The sequence below is a fragment of the Nocardia sp. NPDC003345 genome (assembly GCF_053589395.1).
Map to the genome: position 1 here is coordinate 1 of NZ_JBSFRU010000001.1, position 15,852 is coordinate 15,852.

The following is a 15,852-nucleotide window of genomic DNA, read 5'->3' on the forward strand; positions in this document are numbered from 1 at the left end:
GCATCGAGTTCCGCGCGCCGGACTCCTCGGGCAACCCGTACCTGGCCTTCGCCGCCATGCTGATGGCCGGCCTGGACGGCATCAAGAAGAAGATCGAGCCGCTGGCCCCGGTCGACAAGGACCTCTACGAGCTCCCGCCGGAGGAGGCCAAGAACATCCCGCAGGCCCCCACCAGCCTGGCGTCGGTGATCGACCGCCTCGAGGCCGACCACGAGTACCTCACCGAGGGCAACGTCTTCACCGAGGACCTCATCGAGACCTGGATCGGCATCAAGCGCGACCAGGAAATCGCCCCGGTGAACCTGCGCCCGCACCCCTACGAGTTCGAGCTCTACTTCGACGTGTAATCCCTACCTGCATTACCAACTCCGTTGCCGGCGTTCGGTACGCAGTGGGTGCGCAGTAGAAGGTTTTCGAGTCCACCCGCTCGGTGATATCAGATGCGGTCACCGAGCGGGTGGACTCGTCTATGTCGGGCAAGAGATTGCCGTGGCGAGTTCATTGCCGAGGAGATCGCCTTCGGCCAGGCGGATCCGCGAGCGGAGTCTCCGACTGTTTCGTCGGTGCCGAACACGCCACGGTGCCCGAAACCACATGAGTGCACTATGAGTGCACTTTGATAGCATCGATAACATGACGACGAAAGCCAAGGCCAAAACCCGCAAGTCCGTCGCCAAAAAGGTTACGGCCGCCGCCTCGAACCTGAACGTCCGCAACCTCGACCCCGCGGTCAAGGCCACCATCCAGCGGCGCGCCACCCGCCACGGACGTTCGATGGAAGCCGAGGTTCGTGACATCCTGGCTCGTGCTGTGAACGAAGACGATGCCCCCGGCGCACCGAACCCACTGTCCGGGGCGGCCCTGCTGGCACGTCTCGCAGTTCTGCGCGAAGCCCTCGACGGTGAGACCCCGGAGTTCGATACGTCATTTCTCGAAGCGTCCGAGGGTCGCTGAATGCTGATCTTGGATACCAATGTGATCTCCGCTGCGATGGCCCCGGAGAAGCACCCCATCGTCGCCGGGTGGCTGGCCACCCAAACTGGTTTATATACAACGTCTATCACTGTGTTGGAAGTAGCGAACGGCATCGCCCTGCTGGCCGAGGGCCGTAAGCGGTCGATGCTCGAAGCTGCCGCCCTGACCGTGTTCGAACCGCTCGAGACAGCCGGGCGTGTCTTGCCGTTCGCCCATGCTGCCGCATACCTGTATGCCGGGTTGATGGTGAAGCGGCCGAAGCCGACCGCCGCGGAGATCTTCGACGCCCAGATCTTGGCTATCGCGTTGGCCCATGACGCGACGGTGGTTACCCAGAACGTGAAGGATTTCGGCGGGCGCGGCGCGGCGATATTCAATCCGGCGACAGGAACTGATCATTGAAGCGCTGAACCGTCCCTCCAGCGTCCGCCGCGGTCCGCATCCCGGTCACCGGCAACAACCCGAAGGCCAAGCGCATCGAGTTCCGCGCGCCGGACTCCTCGGGCAACCCGTACCTGGCCTTCGCCGCGGTGCTGCTGGCGCTCGTGGTCGCGGTGCGCCGGTGGGGCTGGGGCTGATCGCGCAAGGCTGGCAGGGTGCCCGGCCGGACCCGGTGGGTATAGCGGCCGGGTTGGGTGCGGCGGTGTGTTCGGCCGGGTTCTTCCTGCTCGGCGAGCACGGCGCGCGTAGGCACGACCCGTTCGGGATGACGGCGGCCGGATTGCTGCTCGGGGCGATGGTGATGGCGGTGGTCGCCGCGCCGTGGACACTGCCCTTCGACCTGTTCCCGGCCGTCGCGACGCTGGGCGGTCTGCAGGTCCCCGTATGGCTGGTCCTGCTGGTGCTGGCCGTGGTGGGTACCGCGTTGCCGTACCTGGCCGGGCTGTGGGCGCTGCGCGAGTTGCCGGCGCCGCTCGCCGGTGCGCTGGGGCTGCTGGAACCTATCGTCGCCGCCGCGCTGGCCTGGATGCTGCTCGGCCAGGCGCTTCGTCCCGCGCAGCTGGCCGGGGTGGCGCTACTGCTGCTGTGCGCGGTCCTGGTGCAGCGTGGCATGCCTTAGTCCTCCGGCGACGACCCTCATGCGGTCGATCGGCCGATCCTCAGGTGTAGGTGTTCCAGGCGTCTGACCAGCAGGCTCGGTAACCACCGCCCGGTACCCGCGGCCCGCACCGTGGTGGTGTGCTCGAGAAGGTGGCCGAGCACGATGCGTGCTTCGAGCCGGGCGAGTGCGGCGCCGACACAGAAATGTGCCCCTTTGCCGAAACCGAGGTGATTCTTCGGGGCGGGCCGGTCGAGCCGGAATTCGCCGGGATCGTCGAAATGCGACGGATCCCGGTTGGCCGCACCCCACAGCAGGAACAGGCGCGTTCCGGCCCGCAGGCGCGTCCCACCCAGTTCCGTATCGCGGACAACGTGCCGGTAATGGCCCCGGAAGGGCGGCTCGTAGCGCAGGACTTCCTCGAGGAAGACGCCCAGAAGATCGGGTTGTTCCCGGATCCGCCGCTGGATATCGGGACGGGTCGCGAGAATCCATGCCGCGGACCCGATCAGCGAGGCCGTGGATTCTCCACCGGCGCTGAACAGGGTGATCATCATGGTCAGCGCGGTGGTTTCGTCGAGCTGTCCGGTGGCGCATGCCGTGGCCAGATCACCCAGGAGATCCCGGCGTGGGCCGGCGGCGGCCTGCCGGAACTGTGCGTCGATGTAACCGGCCAGTTTCAGCACAGCGACGCCCGCGGCTTCCAGCGTCGCTTCCGTGACCAGTCCCTCGACCACCTGGGTAGCGGAGTACCCCCATCGGATCAGCCGGTCGACGTCGGTATCGGGAACGCCGATGATCCGCGCCACGATCATCATGGGCAGTCTGTCGGCCATCGTGGCCATCCATTCGATATCGCCGTCGCCGGTGTCCGGGTTCCACAGCCGCTCGGCGGTCCGCGCGATGAAGGGTTCGGCGGCGCGGATGTGTTTCGCCGCCAGATGCGGTAGCAAGAGCTTGCGATGCACCGTGTGGTCCGGGTCGTCGGCCGTCGCCAAGGCCTGTGTGGCGCCTCCGACCTCACCCATCGGAAACGCGGTGACGCCACCGGCGGGCCGGTACATCATGGTGGCCGTCAGGTTGGAGGAGAAATCGTCGCAGCGGGTGAGCGCTTCGTGCACCGCGTCCCAGCCGCTCACCGCGTAGAACCCGGAATCACCGATCCGGTGTACCGGTCCGGTTCGATGCATCCGCTCGTACAACGGGTACGGATCCTGGATATTGCGGTCCTCGAACAATGCGAGGCCGAGGCCGCCCTCGAGCGCAGTCATGACCCAACGGTGCGCGGACGCCGCGACCACGTCAACGACCTGCGGAAAAGCTGAGATACCGCGTTCGACCACCCGACTCGGATCGTCTCACCGCCCCGGCCGCACCTGCGAAAAGGCTGAAACAACTCTCGTTGGACGTCTCAGAATTGATAATTCGGATGGATACGACTCGAGGAGGTGGTCACGGATGGTCCGCGACGACTGGGTGGCGGGGAAGAGCCGGCAGGCGGCCGCGGCCGAGCGCATCTACGCGGCCGCCACCGACCTCGTCGTCGCGCACGGCCTGGACGCTCTCGATATCGACACCCTCGCCGCGCGGGTGCACTGCTCGCGCGCCACCATCTACCGATACGCCGGCGGCAAGGACCGGATCCGCGACGCGGTACTGATGCGCCTGGCTTCCGGGATCGTCGAGACGGTCCGGCGCGCTGTCGACGGCCTCGACGGCGCCGAACGGGTGACCACCGCCATCACGGTGGCGCTCGATCAGATCAGGTCCAATCCGCTGCGACCCATGCTGCTCGGTTCGCAGACGCTGGAGCTGGGCCGGATGCACACCTCACCGCTGCTCGGCCGGATCGCCGCGGATCTCACCGGGATCGCCGGTGACGATCCGCACGCGGCCCAGTGGATCGTGCGTGTGGTCATGTCCTTCGCGCACTGGCCCATACCGGATCCCGGCGTCGAAGAGCAGATGATCCGCGACTATGTCGCGCCCGCGTTCGGCCCGTGAACCAGCCCTTTCTGCCCTCCCCGCGATCAGCTGGAGAGTGATACGGGACACAGTCCGATGGTCGGCGATGAATCTGCGATCGGTGGCTCGTCTTCTGATCAGGTTCACAACGAGCGAGGAGATCGACCATGCCGAACGCCCCCAAGGGCCCCGCGTCCTACTTTCCCTCCATCGAAGCGAAATACGGGCGCGGCATCGACGAATGGAAAGCGGTACTCCGCGATTCCGGGCCGGCGTCGCACAAGGAGCTGGTCGAGCTGCTGAAGACCGAACACGGTTTCGGCCATGGGCACGCCAACGCCCTCGTGCAGCACTACCTGCACCCCGAGAAATGGGCGGCCGCCTGAGCGGTCCACCCGGCGTGGTGGACGAGCCGGACGGGAGAGGCTCCGCGGGGTGCGCCTCTCCATGCGGCACTGGCCGCGGCCGACCCCGCTCGGCTCGACACGGCCGGGCCGGCCCGGTGCCGAGATCGCCGACTCGCGGGAACCCGCGGGCGGGCGCCGATTCGATACGTTCACCGGGGAGCGGCGGTAGGCTGACCCGGGTTGCCGCCGGCCGGACGACGAGGAGGCTCTGTGGAGCAGCGGGCGCATTTCCTGACACTCGCGACGGCCGACCTCGACGCGGCCCGCCGGTTCTATGTCGACGGACTCGGCTGGCAACCGCTGATGGACGTACCGGGGGAGATCATCTTCTTCCAAATCGCGCCCGGACTGGTTCTGGGCTTCTTTCTCGCGGAGAAATTCAATGCCGATATCGCCGACGGCGCCGATCGTGCGACGGTATCCGGCCTGACCCTCTCGCATAACGTCGGTGACCGCGACGAGGTCCTCAGCACCGTGCGGGCCATGACCGCCGCCGGCGGTACGATCCTGAAAACACCGCGGGAGAGCGATTTCGGCGGGATCTTCAACGGTCATGTGGCCGACCCGAACGGGGTCGTCTGGGAAATCGCGCACAACCCGGCCTGGCATATCGAATCGGACGGAACGGTTGTGCTGTGACCATTCGCGAAAGACTGGGCCTTCCGGCCGCCGACACCACGGCGGTCTACGGTGAACCGTTCGAAACGGCCGACGGCACGATCGTCATCACGGTTTCCCGCCGCAGCATCCTGAGTGCCACTATGCGGCCCGCGGGCGTCTTCGTCGTCCGCGACGGCGCGGCTACCTGGGTTCCCGCTGTCGATGTCAACCGGCTGGCGCTCATGGGGGAGTTGATCGGACTGCTGGCCGCCGTGATCGGCAGCCTCGCGGTCCTGCGCCGCCCACCATGGCCGGACCTGCGGTTCCACAACTGATCGGCTACACCGATATCGCAGTGCTCTTGGTCGGCGGCTGTTTGACGACACCGACGATCTGCCCGGACCCCATGGCGTAGTCGTTGCGTTGCACCCGGTCGCTGGAATTGCCTTCGATGGTGTGGATCCGGCCGCCCTGTACGGATTCCACGATGCCGATATGGTCCGGAGTGCCGTCGCCCTTCCAGTCGAAAACGATCAGATCCCCGGGCTGCGCTTCGGAGGCCCGCGCCGCAAGATCCATCTGTGGCGAATTGGCGTCGTTCCAGATGGCCGGCACGTAGTTCTTGTTCGTCCAATCGACGTCGTACCCGGCCTTTTCCCACAACCAGCTGGTGAACGATGCGCACCAGGCATCGTTGATGTTGTAGGGCGCGTCGACCCGGTTGTTCGCGAACTCGCTGACGCCGAGCTGGCTTCGGGCGAGGTCGAGTGCGCTGCCCACTGGGTCGTCCGGATCGGTGACCACGTAGCTCGCGTTGCTGAAGCCGCTGGGTCCGGCGGTCGCGGTGTACGCCGTGGTGATACCGCCGCCGCTCGGTACCGAGGGAACCGACGCCGCGATGGTGCGGGCATGGGTGTCGATATCGCCCTGGGCGTCGGCGACCGAGCTGTCCACCCGGTCCACTGCGGTGAGCAGCGCGGCGATCAGCCCGATTTCGGTGGCGGCCGACAACCGGTAGATCCCGTCCTCGCCTTTCCGGGGCGCCGGGGCGTTCGCGAGCGTCGACTGCAACTCGCTCACGGTCGTCCGGATTTCCTTGAAGGTTTTGTTCGTAGTGGAGAGTGTGAGAAACCGTGAGCTGTCCACGCTGTCGTTCTGCCGCCTGAGCTCGGCGGCCCGGTCCGTGATCTCTTTGTGGTGAGTCGAATAGCCCTCGGCCATCATCGATTCGCCCGGCCGTTCCTTCAGACCCTTGTCACTGAGCAGACCTTTGTCTTCCAGCCAGTCGACGAGGTCCTGCTGATTGCCGGTATCGCCGGTGGCCAGCGTCAACACGGATTTCCGTAGCGATTCCTGCGAGGCGTCGATGATCGCGTCGAGGCCCGGGCTGGACCCGTCCGGGTGTGAGAGCGTGGTGTCGATCGGTTCGGCCTTGGTCGGACTCATCCGGCTCCTTCACTCCGACGGCCCGGCCGGCTACCGGGACGGCCTCGCCTACAACGAATCCGCCGGCGGCGCCGGGGCTTCGACGCGACATATCGCCATTATCGGACATTCTCCCGGTTGGGAAATCGCCGACCGCCGGAGTGGTGATACCAGCCGATCAGTTCGTATCGCCGCGGCGCGCGTCGCCGAGCAGCCGGATCGCGCGCGGTCCCACGCCGTGCAGGGCGAGAAGATCTTCGAGCCGCTCCGGCAGGTCGCTGATCGACAGGTAGCCGGCGTCGATCAGCGCCCCGGTCGCCGGCCGGCCGATTTTCACACCGTCGAACAGCGGGCCGCGATCCCCAGACGTCATAAGCCGAAACCTACCCGAACGCCCCCGAGCCGGAACGATTCATCGGCGATATGGGGTGGCTGCCTTTCACCCGGACGGGTCACAACTCCGACGGTATCGATTCGAACAGCCGCCACCACGCAGCCGCGGAACCCTTCGGCCCGATCAGCGGTCTGCGTGCGCAGGATCGTCGAAGTCGTGAGATCACAGTGGAGTCGGGCGAGAAATCCTCTGTCTACGGCGACGTCGGATCGGCGCGACGGTGCCCCATGTGGGGGTGCCGTATACGTTGAGTTTTCCCGGGCCGCGGTCGGTGGACAAACCCAACCCGATGGCCGAGTACCTCCAGTCTGCTCCACTGGATCGCGCGGCGTCGGTCAATGCGTCGACCGGCTCGGTCGATCCGTAGTGCCGGGCAGCCAGTGCTCGCACGGTGCCGGTGAGATCGTCACCTTGCTTTGCGCCGAGATGCAATGCGAATCCTCCCCTGGTGCAACAGGCGAAGAAGCTGTACCGGTGGAGCCGCGCGGCATCGATGCCGCATTCGACGAGTTCGTTCAACACCTGCCATGCCGGATCTCCGAAATGCCGGACGAGTTTCATCGGAACGGCGATGTCGTTGTTACGGGCCCCGTAGTAGATCTTGTGGTTCACTTCGCCGCGGGCGTCGATTTCGATGGCCGCACCAGCGGGCCGGATCAGGTCCTCGGATTCCGGCACCGAGGCCAGATCGGCGAACTGTGGCCATTCGCCACACAGGCGCTGCATCCCACCCTTCACGATCGCGGGACTTCCGTATACCTTGAGCCGCGCCAGTTGAGAGGGGATGTCTATGTGGTGGACGATTCCCGTCCAGGTCGCGAATCTGAATCGATCCGGGATATCGGCGGGAGTGGGATACAGGGTTTCGACAAAGGACCGCAGCAACTCGGCGGTCCGGTCGTCGCTACCGGGCAGGCGGGTCACCAGTTCGCCGATCGCGGACAGTTGAGCAGCCAGCCGGGAATCGAACCGCATATCCTGGCTCGCGGCCTCGGCCGTGTACCGGACGGCAGGAACAAATGTCCCGCCACCACCGGCCACGCTCACCTCGAAGGGGGTGCCGGAGATCGTCAGATTGCTGGCACGGTCTCCATCCGGCGCTGTGGATTCGAGTCGGCCGCCACATGCCAGTTCCACCACGGTGCGAATCGCCGCCGTATCGGATCCCGGAGCGATTCGATCGGCGAGATGGGCGAGGAAGTCTCCGGCGTCTTCAACTGTCACGGTCACTCCCGTCATCCCTGCCGCCCGAGCGCTGGGCCGGAGTCCCCGCAGTCACGATCGGAAGGTGTGCGTTGACATGCTCCAGGCGGTGGGAGGCGCGTAGCCGGGCCAATTTGTCCAGATCGGCGCCATAGAGCCGGCGGGCGAGTGGGTCATCGAGTTCGTTCGCGCCGTACAGGTATGGGCGGCCACCGAGATCATGGCAGCGTTCCAGAAGTCGGCGGAACACCGCACGCACGGATGCGATCGCCCGCGAGTCCCGGGGCACCGATGTATAGACACCGAGGCCGATCGACAACGGCGCCTGTCCGGCGGCCGCGAATGCGAAGGGAGTCGCGGCAGCGGGACGCCGGATGACCAGGATGTACAGCATGGTGAGGAAGGAACCCAGTGGGGTGTGCTGGCGCGTTTTCTCGACTGCGGTGAGCATGGCCACGAATTGTGTCGATGGCACTACGAAATCGGTCCATAGCCGTACCTCGTCGGTCGACGCCGGGTGAGGCCGGGCGTCGGCGTGCCCAGCAGCGGGCCGGTTTCGCGCGACGATACAGTCCGGGCGATCGTGGCACCCTGTTCTGTCGTTCGCACGCCAACCGGTCACAGAACTGAACACGCCGTCACGCCAGAAAGCGCTGTAGGTGTCCACATCCTCGCGCTGCGCGACCGATTCGGTGAATTCGGCGAGTTCGCGTGCGGTGGCGTGGAATGTCCGGTGCAGGTGCGTGAATCGAAGATACGGCGCACAGCGCAGAACGGCACGCTCGATCAGCCCGACGGTGCCGAGACCACCGAGTGCGAACCGGAAGAGTTCCGGATGCTCAGTCCGTGAGCACCACCGGCTCCTCCCGGTGCCGTCGGTCAGCTGAATCCGCTCCACGTGATCCGGCTGCATACCACGGCGGATCGAGTCGATCCCTACCGCGCCGACGGAGAGAGTTCCGCCGACCGACATCCGTAGATAGTCCGGCAGTACCGGAACGGACAGGCCATGCCGATTCAGAGTTCGCTCGAGGTCGTACCAGCTCATATCCGCGGGTACTTCGACCAGTCCGTCTCCGAGGTCGCGGATCCGGTGCATTGCCGAGCCGGACGAGTAGGCCACGAGCAGATCGCCGTCGGTAATGGTCTGACCGCCGCACGAGTGGCCCGCACCCCGCAGGGTCAACGGTTGCCCGGCGCCGAGCAGGGTGGAGGGAAACGCAGCGGGGATCCTGTGCACTGCCTTCGGTACGGCGAACCGCGAACGACCGTAGTCGGTGGCGAACTCGTCGATGATGGCCTCGCGGTATCCGTGGTGGCGCCGGGGATGGGCTCACTCGAAGTATAGGCAATATTCCCACTGTAGGGAATGATTGCGGATTCCGGTGGGTGCCCGTACGGCAAGTAGGGTCGACAACTGTGTGCTCGGAGGCCGGACGCCCGGAGTCGAGAGATTCGAGTGAGCGACGGCAGGGCCGGAAGTATCTCCTCGACCCGAACTGTTGCAACGGGGATGCCGTACGGCCCGGTCGGCGAATGAGTGAGGAACCATGAGGGAGATCCACCCCGACGTACGTGCCGGTCTCGCCATGATGAGGGAATTGCGGCACCGTGTCGCCGCGGTGCGCGAACGGGCCGACGAGATATTTGCCCGCCGCCCGTCACCGAGTGGGTTGGTGATTCCCGAAGTGGACGCGCGGGGCCGCCTACGCGATCTCTATCTGGCGCCCGGCACCTGCGCTCGCTTCGGAAGTGAGGAACTGGCCGCGGAGATCTTGGCCGCGATCAGCGAAAGCAGCGCGGACGCGCGTCGTCAGTACAGCATCGTCATGAACGACAGCGGGAACTACCCGCGGCCGATTTCCGAAGTCATGCGGGAGTGGAGGTCCGGAACCGGCACCGACCAGCAGATCCCCAACTTTGGGAAGGCGGAACAATAATACGGGGATAGATGGCGGGAGGATTGTCCGGAGCATGGCTTACCTGGATATCGAGCCGGACGAGCTGCGTAGAATGGCCGGGCAGCACCATGCGCTGGCCGCGAAAATCCGGAAGTGGGGCGAGATTCCGCACACCTGGCTGGCCGATTTCGCCCCGTCGTACGGCACGATAGCCGATCCTGTCCGGGCAGCGGTGTCCGATTACTATCAGGACCGGCATGAGAAGGCCGAGCGGCGCGCTCTCCATCACGAACAGACAAGGGATCTCCTGTTCGCGGCGGCGACCGAGATGGAAGCCGCCGATGGGAGTGGCGGCCGCCTGGTCGACGGCGCAGGCGACCGGATGGGTGACATCCCACCGAACGGTTCGGGACCGGGATCGCCCTCGCCCTTGCAGCAGGCGATTCCCACCGGGCCGGTCGGTATCGGCCCCGGACCCCGGCCGGCTGCTCATCTCGCTGCCGATCGTCCCCCTGCCGTGTCCGATACGATGCGGCCCACCGCATTCGCCGAACCGCCTGTTCGTTCCGAGTCGCGCAACGGCGCCCCGCCGGTATCGCCACCTGCCCAGGCGGCGAGTTCGTCTCCCGCGGCACCGGTTGCACGGATGCCTTCGGATGCAATCGGCGCGGTCGGGGCGCCCACCGGCGAAGTGGTCCCTCCCGCGGGCTCGCAGCTACCGGGATCCCCTCCTGTGAACCCGCCTCCGGTCGCCGCCGTTCCGGCTGCTCCGTCTGTAGTCGGGGCGCTTGTGCCGTCGCCGGGGATACCGGCCCCCAGTTTGTCTTCGACACCCGATACTGCCGGCGCCGGAGCGGCACCGACCATGCCCGTACCGCTGTCTCCCGGCCCGCTTGTAGCGGTTGCCCGCACCAGCGGTGACGGCAAGGAGGTTCGCTCGCTCGTAGTGGGGGAGCGGGCAGCCGACGATATGGAGCTGGCCCGCAACCTGCTCGCGGCGACCCTGGCCGCCGCACCGGTCTCGCCGCGTGGTCTCGAGTGGGCCGTCGCGGTTTTGCGGACCCCGCTCGGGCCGTTGGTCTTCGTGACCTCGACCGAAGGCAGGGGATGGCTGCCGCCGGGGGTTTTCTTTCCAGCTGAGGTCGCTCTTCCCTGGAAGTGGGATGCCGCTCTCGGCTCCGCGGCCGGGAAGGCGACCTCCGCCGTCGAGGGAACCGCCGATCCGGCACGGATGCTGGTCGAATTCGGTCTGATCGCCCGCCGTCGGGGGGCTCGTATCAGCGCGGTGGCGTCCTCGGCGCCGATACCCGACTATTTGGGCGCGGCGCTCGGCGATGAGGTACTCCTCGAGGGCCGGGTATCGGCTACCGATTCCGTTATTGATCTGTTGGAGCCCGGTGCGGGTTTGGTCGACCGGCTGACTCTCGCCGGTTCGCACGCTTTGCTGGAGCGAGCGGAAACGGTGCCCGATTCCCAGGTGCGAGCCGCCTGCCTCGAGTTGGCGTGGATGGCCGACGCGCAGGTCCGCGCCGCCGCCGCTCTGTCCGGTATCGGCACGTCCGAGACCGGCCGCATACGCCGGGAGATCATCGGGGCGTTTCGCGGCGGTCGTCCCGTGCCCACGAGCCTATGGGATGCGCTGCGGGTCGCCGATGAACGATCCGCCGCGAGCTTGTCGTCCGCACGGACCCATATCGTGCATGTTCCGGTCGGTCGTGCCCGGGCGCCGGGGGTGGGGGCGGAGGCGATGCGCTGTGCGGTGTTCGAGCGCCGTGCCGATGAGATCTTGCGGTCACTCGCGGCCGGCCCGCCGGATCGGCAGACCTTGCGGGACACGCTTTACGCCTATGGCCAGATAGTCGAACATCCGCAGTTCCCGGCGGCGGCGCGGGCCGCCATTTCCGAAGCGGCGGCCCCGGGGGGTGTCGCAGCGCGGATACCCGACGCAGTGGCCGGGGCGATCGCGGACGGGGTTGCGGCGGGGTCGGCTCGATACGAGAGGGGCCGTTCGCGGCCGGAGGAACCCGATGTCCACTATCCGATAGCGGCAGATCGCGTGGTAGTAGGCGAGACCGGACCGGGCGGTTTCCTCGGTGAGCAGAGGAGAAGCTGATGGGCACAGTAGATTACGGCAAAGTGGACAAAGTCGTCGATACCTACAACAAAGAAGAGCATGTGGGTTTCTGGGATGGAAATACGAACTTCGCAGACGACGAGGACAAGAAGGTGTTGGATGAAATTGCCAAGTTGAATGGCGATGAATTCCAACACTTCCTGAACAGAATCGACGAAGAGTCCAGGATCAACCTGGTCGAAGATGCCGACGATGATTTATTGAAGGATCCGAAATACAAGAATATTATTCTGGGACTGTCAAGCGGCAACGCCGACGCCTACAAGAAAGAGAAGATCGATGCCGACAAGCCGGAATTCGTCAAGGGTGGATGGGAAAAGGCGGACGGTAAAGAGAAGCATGCATATTGGGTGGATCTCTATCAGCCGAAAGGCGCCTCTCAGTCGTTGATAATGCTGATCGAGGACACCGAATTCACGATGCAATGGGGTTTCGATACGCTGGGTGTTCGTAATCCGAAAGCGGCGCCGGACTTCAATAAATATCTCGAAAGTAAAGAGGATATCTCCGCGAAGAGTTGGTCCGAACTGGTCAGTAGCCACGGCGACTTGACGACCGAATTGCAGAACAGACAGACCATCGCGGGTACCACCCTCAAGGGTGTCGAATTGGATACCTTCGACACGAAGGTGTTGGGCCATGACACATTTGAAAAACTCAAGACCATTGTAACCGAACTCAACGAACACCTTCAGTACGAGCCGTCGGATCTCAAGCGGGATGGCGACATGCTGACGGAAAGCTCCGGTGGCCGACCCACCTCCGAAGTGCAGGTTCCGGTCTACAAGAAGAACACGAACGAAGCCGACAAAGACAAGGAAGGATCTTCGTACGGTAAATTCGTTCTGACGCCCGAAGCGGAGCATCGCTACTATGTGCGGAACATAGACGAAGCGGTCGAAAGATGGGAGAAGGTGTACGCGGACGCGACCGAGAAGTTCCAGAAGAAATCCGGTGAAATCGATGACAAGGGTGGCACCGGCGAGGGTGGCAACAAGGGGAACAAGGGCGGCAACAACAATAACAACAACAACAACGGCGGCAACAACGGCGGCAACAACGGCGGCGGTAACAACAACGGAGACCCCAACTTCGGCGGTAACAACAACGGCAACAACGGCGGCAACACGAATACCGAGAAGCCGGGGGATGCCGAGCCGATCGATGTCGAGAGTGAATTCGACAAGATCGTCGGGGGCGATTCGACCACCACACCGACCGGCTCCAACGCAGTCGATGATTTACTCGGTGGCGCCGGCGCGGGGACCGGGGAGGATTCCAAGAGTTTCCAAGACAAGTTGATGGATTACGTCACCGGCACAACCGGCGAGCAGCAGCAGGGCGGCACCCAGCAACAGCAGCAACCCGCCGTTCAGCAGGCCGGGCAGCAGGCCGATCCCACCGCGGGGATCGGGCAGGCATTGATGATGTCGAGTCTGATGGGGCCGCTGTCGAAGGGGCTCACCGGTGACGACGCCGGCAAGGACGACAAGGACAAGGACAAGGACGAGGACGACGATCCGCGGGAAGAGGATCGGCCGGTCCCCGGACCCTCGCAGCAGTCTCCGGGCGTGACGGCAGCCGTCGATCAGGGTGCGCAGCCGCAGCCGCAGCAAGTGGTCACCGCCCAGGCCGACAACGCGCCGCCCCCGGTCGTCAATACTCCCGGCGCCCCCGTGGATCACCGGCTGCCGGATGGTTCACCTGTCAAGGTGACCCAGGCCGTGGCCGACGCGTTGACCAAACAGGAGTCGAACCCGGCGATCGACGCGGGCACCGCCTATGCCGATACCCCGGCCGCGCAGAGTGTGGAGAAGCCCTGGGAGGTGCGGGATGTGGCCAACCTGCAGACCGGCGATGTGGTCGCGTGGGAGAAGCACAGCGCGATCGTGATCGACAACGGGAACGGCCCGCATTTCATCGACAACGGTCAGCTGGTCCGGCTGGATACCACCAACCTGGACAGTCAGCAGTACGGAAAGTTCCAGAACTTCTTCCACCCGACCGGCCTCGATTCCGGTACCCCGGCCGGCCCCGGAGCGGAAGCCCCCAACGAACTGCCCGACCCGAAGGTCACCCAGTCGGCGCCGCCCGCGCCGCCGCCGGTGCAGGCGCCGCAGCAGACCTGAGATCACCGGAAACGTCGCGGAGGTTTCCGGCTCCCACCGGTGACCTGAAACCTCCGGCGGCGAATGCTAGTCTCCGCTGGAGATCGCCAGAGGGAGGCTGCCATCGACGCGCTGTTGCTCGTTCTGCTGCTCATCGTGCTCGTGGTGGCCGGTGTGGCGGTGTATCTGCTGCTGCGCAAGCGCAGGACGCCCGCGGCTCCGGCGGGTCCGGTGGATCCGTTCGCCGATAAGGATTCCGATGCCCTGCGCGGGGATCCGCGTGCCCTGAAGGCCGGGGATATCGTCGATATCTTCGGCGAGACCTACAGCGTTCGCGGGTCGCTGCGCCTGAAGGAGGGCGGCTACCGGTGGAGCGAGCATCTGCTGGATACCGCGAAGGGCAGCCGGAAGTGGCTGTCGGTGGAAGAGGACCCCGATCTCGAACTCGTGCTGTGGACCGAGACGCCCGGGATCCCGGCGCCGGGCGGCAAGGATATCGAGCACGACGGTAAACGGTTCCGGCTGGACGAGTCGGGGAACGCGCAGTACGTGAGTGAGGCGACCACCGGGCTCACGCCGTCGGGCACGTTGGCCTACCACGACTATGTCGCCGAGGACGGAACGCGGCTGTCGTTCGAGGATTTCGGGGAATCCGGAAAAAAGGAAGCCGCGATCGGGCAGGTGCTCTACCGGAGTGCGATTATGATCTACCCGCAGTCGCCGTCCTGAGGAACTGCGTAACGAGACGGGCTGCGTGCCGGACGGGGGAAGGTTTCAGTGAGTCGTAAATCCTGGGTGATCGCTGCCATGTGCGCGGTCCTGGCCGCGGTGCTCGTGGGCTGTGGGTCCGATGACGACGACAACAGCGGTGCGCGCTCCTATATCGGATCGCATTACACCCGGGCGGCCAAACTGGACGAGGCGAACAACGGGATGGCCTACACCGCGAACAAGGCGCCCAACACCGCGGCCGACGAGATCGCGAAGGCGTCGCGCCCGCTGGACCGGCGGACCTCGGGTCCGATGACGTTCCTGCAGTACCGCGACGACATCATCGCGGTCTCCCCGAACGGGTCCGGCGCCAAGATCCTGGTCGACGACTACCGCAACGGTCACCGCCGGCATCACAGCTACGTCAGCGCGTTCGGCTGGCCCAGCGATAACAGTGGTTTCCGCGGCGGCGGTTCCGGCGACGGTAAATAGCCGCGTTTCGCAGACAGACCGATTTCCAGGAGGAAGCAATGCTCGAAGACCTGCCCGCGAACGCCGGGGCCGCGGCGGCCTACTCCGGGCTCGGCATCGTGCTGATGGTGCTCGGGTTCGTCATGGTGGATGTGCTCACCCCCGGCAATCTGCGGCATCAGATCTGGATCGAACGCAACCGCAACGCGGCGCTGCTGGTGGCGGCGAACATGCTGGGCGTCGGGATCATCGTCGCCACGGCGATCTGGACCTCGGAGGGCGCGATCGGCCGGGCGCTGGTGTCGAGCGCGGTGTACGGGATCATCGGCCTGGTCGCGATGGCACTGGCGTTCCTCATCCTGGAATTCACCACGCCGGGCGAGTTCCGGGGTGTGGTGAACGAGCACGAACTGCATCCGGGGGTGTGGGTGAGCGCGGCCATCCATATCGCGGTCGCGGCGGTGGTCGCGTCCGCGCTCACCTGAGTTGACGGCGCGAGAGACCACCGGAGACCAGGTC

General features: G+C 65.5%; 18 protein-coding genes and 3 pseudogenes. 16 read left to right on the forward strand and 5 right to left on the reverse strand.

Annotated elements, in window-relative coordinates; genetic code table 11:
- From ACWDU1_RS00005 to ACWDU1_RS00025, 5 genes and pseudogenes are all read left to right on the forward strand, one after another.
- Positions 1–347: pseudogene (locus ACWDU1_RS00005) on the forward strand (type I glutamate--ammonia ligase); the annotation flags it as partial.
- A 286-nt stretch (positions 348–633) separates the two neighbouring features.
- Positions 634–954 (forward strand): FitA-like ribbon-helix-helix domain-containing protein, encoded by a 321-nt coding sequence (locus ACWDU1_RS00010; protein WP_449994340.1) that lies wholly within the window; start codon positions 634–636, stop codon positions 952–954.
- On the forward strand, positions 955–1,377 hold the full coding sequence (locus tag ACWDU1_RS00015) for a PIN domain-containing protein (RefSeq protein ID WP_449994342.1): 423 nt from the start codon (positions 955–957) through the stop codon (positions 1,375–1,377).
- 23 nt (positions 1,378–1,400) lie between these two features.
- Positions 1,401–1,535 (forward strand): annotated as a pseudogene (locus ACWDU1_RS00020) (hypothetical protein); the annotation flags it as partial.
- A 2-nt stretch (positions 1,536–1,537) separates the two neighbouring features.
- Complete coding sequence (locus tag ACWDU1_RS00025; protein ID WP_449994344.1) at positions 1,538–2,035, forward strand: EamA family transporter; 498 nt, start codon at positions 1,538–1,540, stop codon at positions 2,033–2,035.
- A 17-nt stretch (positions 2,036–2,052) separates the two neighbouring features.
- Here the strand turns inward: ACWDU1_RS00025 and ACWDU1_RS00030 are convergent, their stop codons facing one another.
- Positions 2,053–3,285: a cytochrome P450 gene (locus tag ACWDU1_RS00030; protein ID WP_449994346.1), complete on the reverse strand. Its 1,233-nt coding sequence runs from the start codon at positions 3,283–3,285 to the stop codon at positions 2,053–2,055.
- A 187-nt stretch (positions 3,286–3,472) separates the two neighbouring features.
- Between ACWDU1_RS00030 and ACWDU1_RS00035 the strand changes: the two genes are divergently transcribed.
- The 4 genes from ACWDU1_RS00035 (at position 3,473) to ACWDU1_RS00050 (ending at position 5,321) form a co-directional block, all read left to right on the forward strand.
- Positions 3,473–4,018 carry a TetR/AcrR family transcriptional regulator gene (locus ACWDU1_RS00035; RefSeq protein WP_449994348.1) on the forward strand — a complete coding sequence of 182 codons (546 nt, stop codon included), beginning with the start codon at positions 3,473–3,475 and terminating at the stop codon, positions 4,016–4,018.
- A gap of 128 nt (positions 4,019–4,146) precedes the next feature.
- Positions 4,147–4,365 carry a DUF4287 domain-containing protein gene (locus ACWDU1_RS00040; protein ID WP_449994350.1) on the forward strand — a complete coding sequence of 73 codons (219 nt, stop codon included), beginning with the start codon at positions 4,147–4,149 and terminating at the stop codon, positions 4,363–4,365.
- Positions 4,366–4,596: 231 nt separating this feature from the next.
- A complete protein-coding gene (locus ACWDU1_RS00045) occupies positions 4,597–5,025 on the forward strand; it encodes a VOC family protein (protein WP_449994352.1) in 429 nt (142 codons plus the stop codon).
- On the forward strand, positions 5,022–5,321 hold the full coding sequence (locus ACWDU1_RS00050) for a hypothetical protein (protein ID WP_449994354.1): 300 nt from the start codon (positions 5,022–5,024) through the stop codon (positions 5,319–5,321). The genes ACWDU1_RS00045 and ACWDU1_RS00050 overlap by 4 nt, the downstream gene beginning before the upstream one ends.
- 4 nt (positions 5,322–5,325) lie before the next feature.
- Here the strand turns inward: ACWDU1_RS00050 and ACWDU1_RS00055 are convergent, their stop codons facing one another.
- The 4 genes from ACWDU1_RS00055 to ACWDU1_RS00070 all read right to left on the reverse strand — a co-directional run bounded on the left by ACWDU1_RS00055 (position 5,326) and on the right by ACWDU1_RS00070 (position 9,248).
- Positions 5,326–6,432: a CHAP domain-containing protein gene (locus tag ACWDU1_RS00055; RefSeq protein ID WP_449994356.1), complete on the reverse strand. Its 1,107-nt coding sequence runs from the start codon at positions 6,430–6,432 to the stop codon at positions 5,326–5,328.
- 157 nt (positions 6,433–6,589) lie between these two features.
- The gene (locus ACWDU1_RS00060; protein ID WP_449994358.1) at positions 6,590–6,784 is read right to left on the reverse strand and encodes a helix-hairpin-helix domain-containing protein; all 195 of its coding nucleotides are present in this window, start codon (positions 6,782–6,784) and stop codon (positions 6,590–6,592) included.
- A 183-nt stretch (positions 6,785–6,967) separates the two neighbouring features.
- A complete protein-coding gene (locus tag ACWDU1_RS00065) occupies positions 6,968–8,029 on the reverse strand; it encodes a hypothetical protein (RefSeq protein ID WP_449994360.1) in 1,062 nt (353 codons plus the stop codon).
- Positions 8,019–9,248: an FAD-binding protein gene (locus ACWDU1_RS00070; protein ID WP_449994362.1), complete on the reverse strand. Its 1,230-nt coding sequence runs from the start codon at positions 9,246–9,248 to the stop codon at positions 8,019–8,021. The genes ACWDU1_RS00065 and ACWDU1_RS00070 overlap by 11 nt, the downstream gene beginning before the upstream one ends.
- A gap of 310 nt (positions 9,249–9,558) precedes the next feature.
- Here ACWDU1_RS00070 and ACWDU1_RS00075 point away from each other — a divergent pair, with 310 nt between their 5' ends.
- The 7 genes and pseudogenes from ACWDU1_RS00075 to ACWDU1_RS00105 all read left to right on the forward strand — a co-directional run bounded on the left by ACWDU1_RS00075 (position 9,559) and on the right by ACWDU1_RS00105 (position 15,818).
- Complete coding sequence (locus ACWDU1_RS00075; protein WP_449994364.1) at positions 9,559–9,948, forward strand: hypothetical protein; 390 nt, start codon at positions 9,559–9,561, stop codon at positions 9,946–9,948.
- Between the two features lie 34 nt (positions 9,949–9,982).
- Positions 9,983–10,255 (forward strand): annotated as a pseudogene (locus ACWDU1_RS00080) (type VII secretion target); the annotation flags it as partial.
- 519 nt (positions 10,256–10,774) lie between these two features.
- Positions 10,775–12,022 (forward strand): hypothetical protein, encoded by a 1,248-nt coding sequence (locus tag ACWDU1_RS00085; protein ID WP_449994493.1) that lies wholly within the window; start codon positions 10,775–10,777, stop codon positions 12,020–12,022.
- Positions 12,022–14,172 carry a hypothetical protein gene (locus ACWDU1_RS00090; protein ID WP_449994366.1) on the forward strand — a complete coding sequence of 717 codons (2,151 nt, stop codon included), beginning with the start codon at positions 12,022–12,024 and terminating at the stop codon, positions 14,170–14,172. Before ACWDU1_RS00085 ends, ACWDU1_RS00090 begins: the two co-directional genes overlap by 1 nt.
- Positions 14,173–14,235: 63 nt before the next feature.
- Positions 14,236–14,880, forward strand: a complete 645-nt coding sequence (locus ACWDU1_RS00095; protein WP_449994368.1) for a DUF4178 domain-containing protein — start codon at positions 14,236–14,238, stop codon at positions 14,878–14,880.
- A 48-nt stretch (positions 14,881–14,928) separates the two neighbouring features.
- Positions 14,929–15,354 carry a DUF4247 domain-containing protein gene (locus ACWDU1_RS00100; RefSeq protein WP_449994370.1) on the forward strand — a complete coding sequence of 142 codons (426 nt, stop codon included), beginning with the start codon at positions 14,929–14,931 and terminating at the stop codon, positions 15,352–15,354.
- Between the two features lie 38 nt (positions 15,355–15,392).
- Positions 15,393–15,818 carry a DUF350 domain-containing protein gene (locus tag ACWDU1_RS00105; RefSeq protein ID WP_449994372.1) on the forward strand — a complete coding sequence of 142 codons (426 nt, stop codon included), beginning with the start codon at positions 15,393–15,395 and terminating at the stop codon, positions 15,816–15,818.
- The last annotated feature ends 34 nt before the right edge of the window (positions 15,819–15,852 follow it).

Bases quoted from the DNA above. Each gene is read 5' to 3' on its own strand.
- ACWDU1_RS00010 (WP_449994340.1), top strand. From the start codon at position 634: ATGACGACGAAAGCCAAGGCCAAAACCCGCAAGTCCGTCGCCAAAAAG.
- ACWDU1_RS00015 (WP_449994342.1), top strand. From the start codon at position 955: ATGCTGATCTTGGATACCAATGTGATCTCCGCTGCGATGGCCCCGGAG.
- ACWDU1_RS00035 (WP_449994348.1), top strand. From the start codon at position 3,473: ATGGTCCGCGACGACTGGGTGGCGGGGAAGAGCCGGCAGGCGGCCGCG.
- ACWDU1_RS00105 (WP_449994372.1), top strand. From the start codon at position 15,393: ATGCTCGAAGACCTGCCCGCGAACGCCGGGGCCGCGGCGGCCTACTCC.
- ACWDU1_RS00030 (WP_449994346.1), bottom strand. From the start codon at position 3,285: ATGACTGCGCTCGAGGGCGGCCTCGGCCTCGCATTGTTCGAGGACCGC.
- ACWDU1_RS00060 (WP_449994358.1), bottom strand. From the start codon at position 6,784: ATGACGTCTGGGGATCGCGGCCCGCTGTTCGACGGTGTGAAAATCGGC.
- ACWDU1_RS00090 (WP_449994366.1), top strand. From the start codon at position 12,022: ATGGGCACAGTAGATTACGGCAAAGTGGACAAAGTCGTCGATACCTAC.
- ACWDU1_RS00075 (WP_449994364.1), top strand. From the start codon at position 9,559: ATGAGGGAGATCCACCCCGACGTACGTGCCGGTCTCGCCATGATGAGG.
- ACWDU1_RS00055 (WP_449994356.1), bottom strand. From the start codon at position 6,432: ATGAGTCCGACCAAGGCCGAACCGATCGACACCACGCTCTCACACCCG.
- ACWDU1_RS00095 (WP_449994368.1), top strand. From the start codon at position 14,236: ATGCTAGTCTCCGCTGGAGATCGCCAGAGGGAGGCTGCCATCGACGCG.
- ACWDU1_RS00040 (WP_449994350.1), top strand. From the start codon at position 4,147: ATGCCGAACGCCCCCAAGGGCCCCGCGTCCTACTTTCCCTCCATCGAA.
- ACWDU1_RS00085 (WP_449994493.1), top strand. From the start codon at position 10,775: ATGCCCGTACCGCTGTCTCCCGGCCCGCTTGTAGCGGTTGCCCGCACC.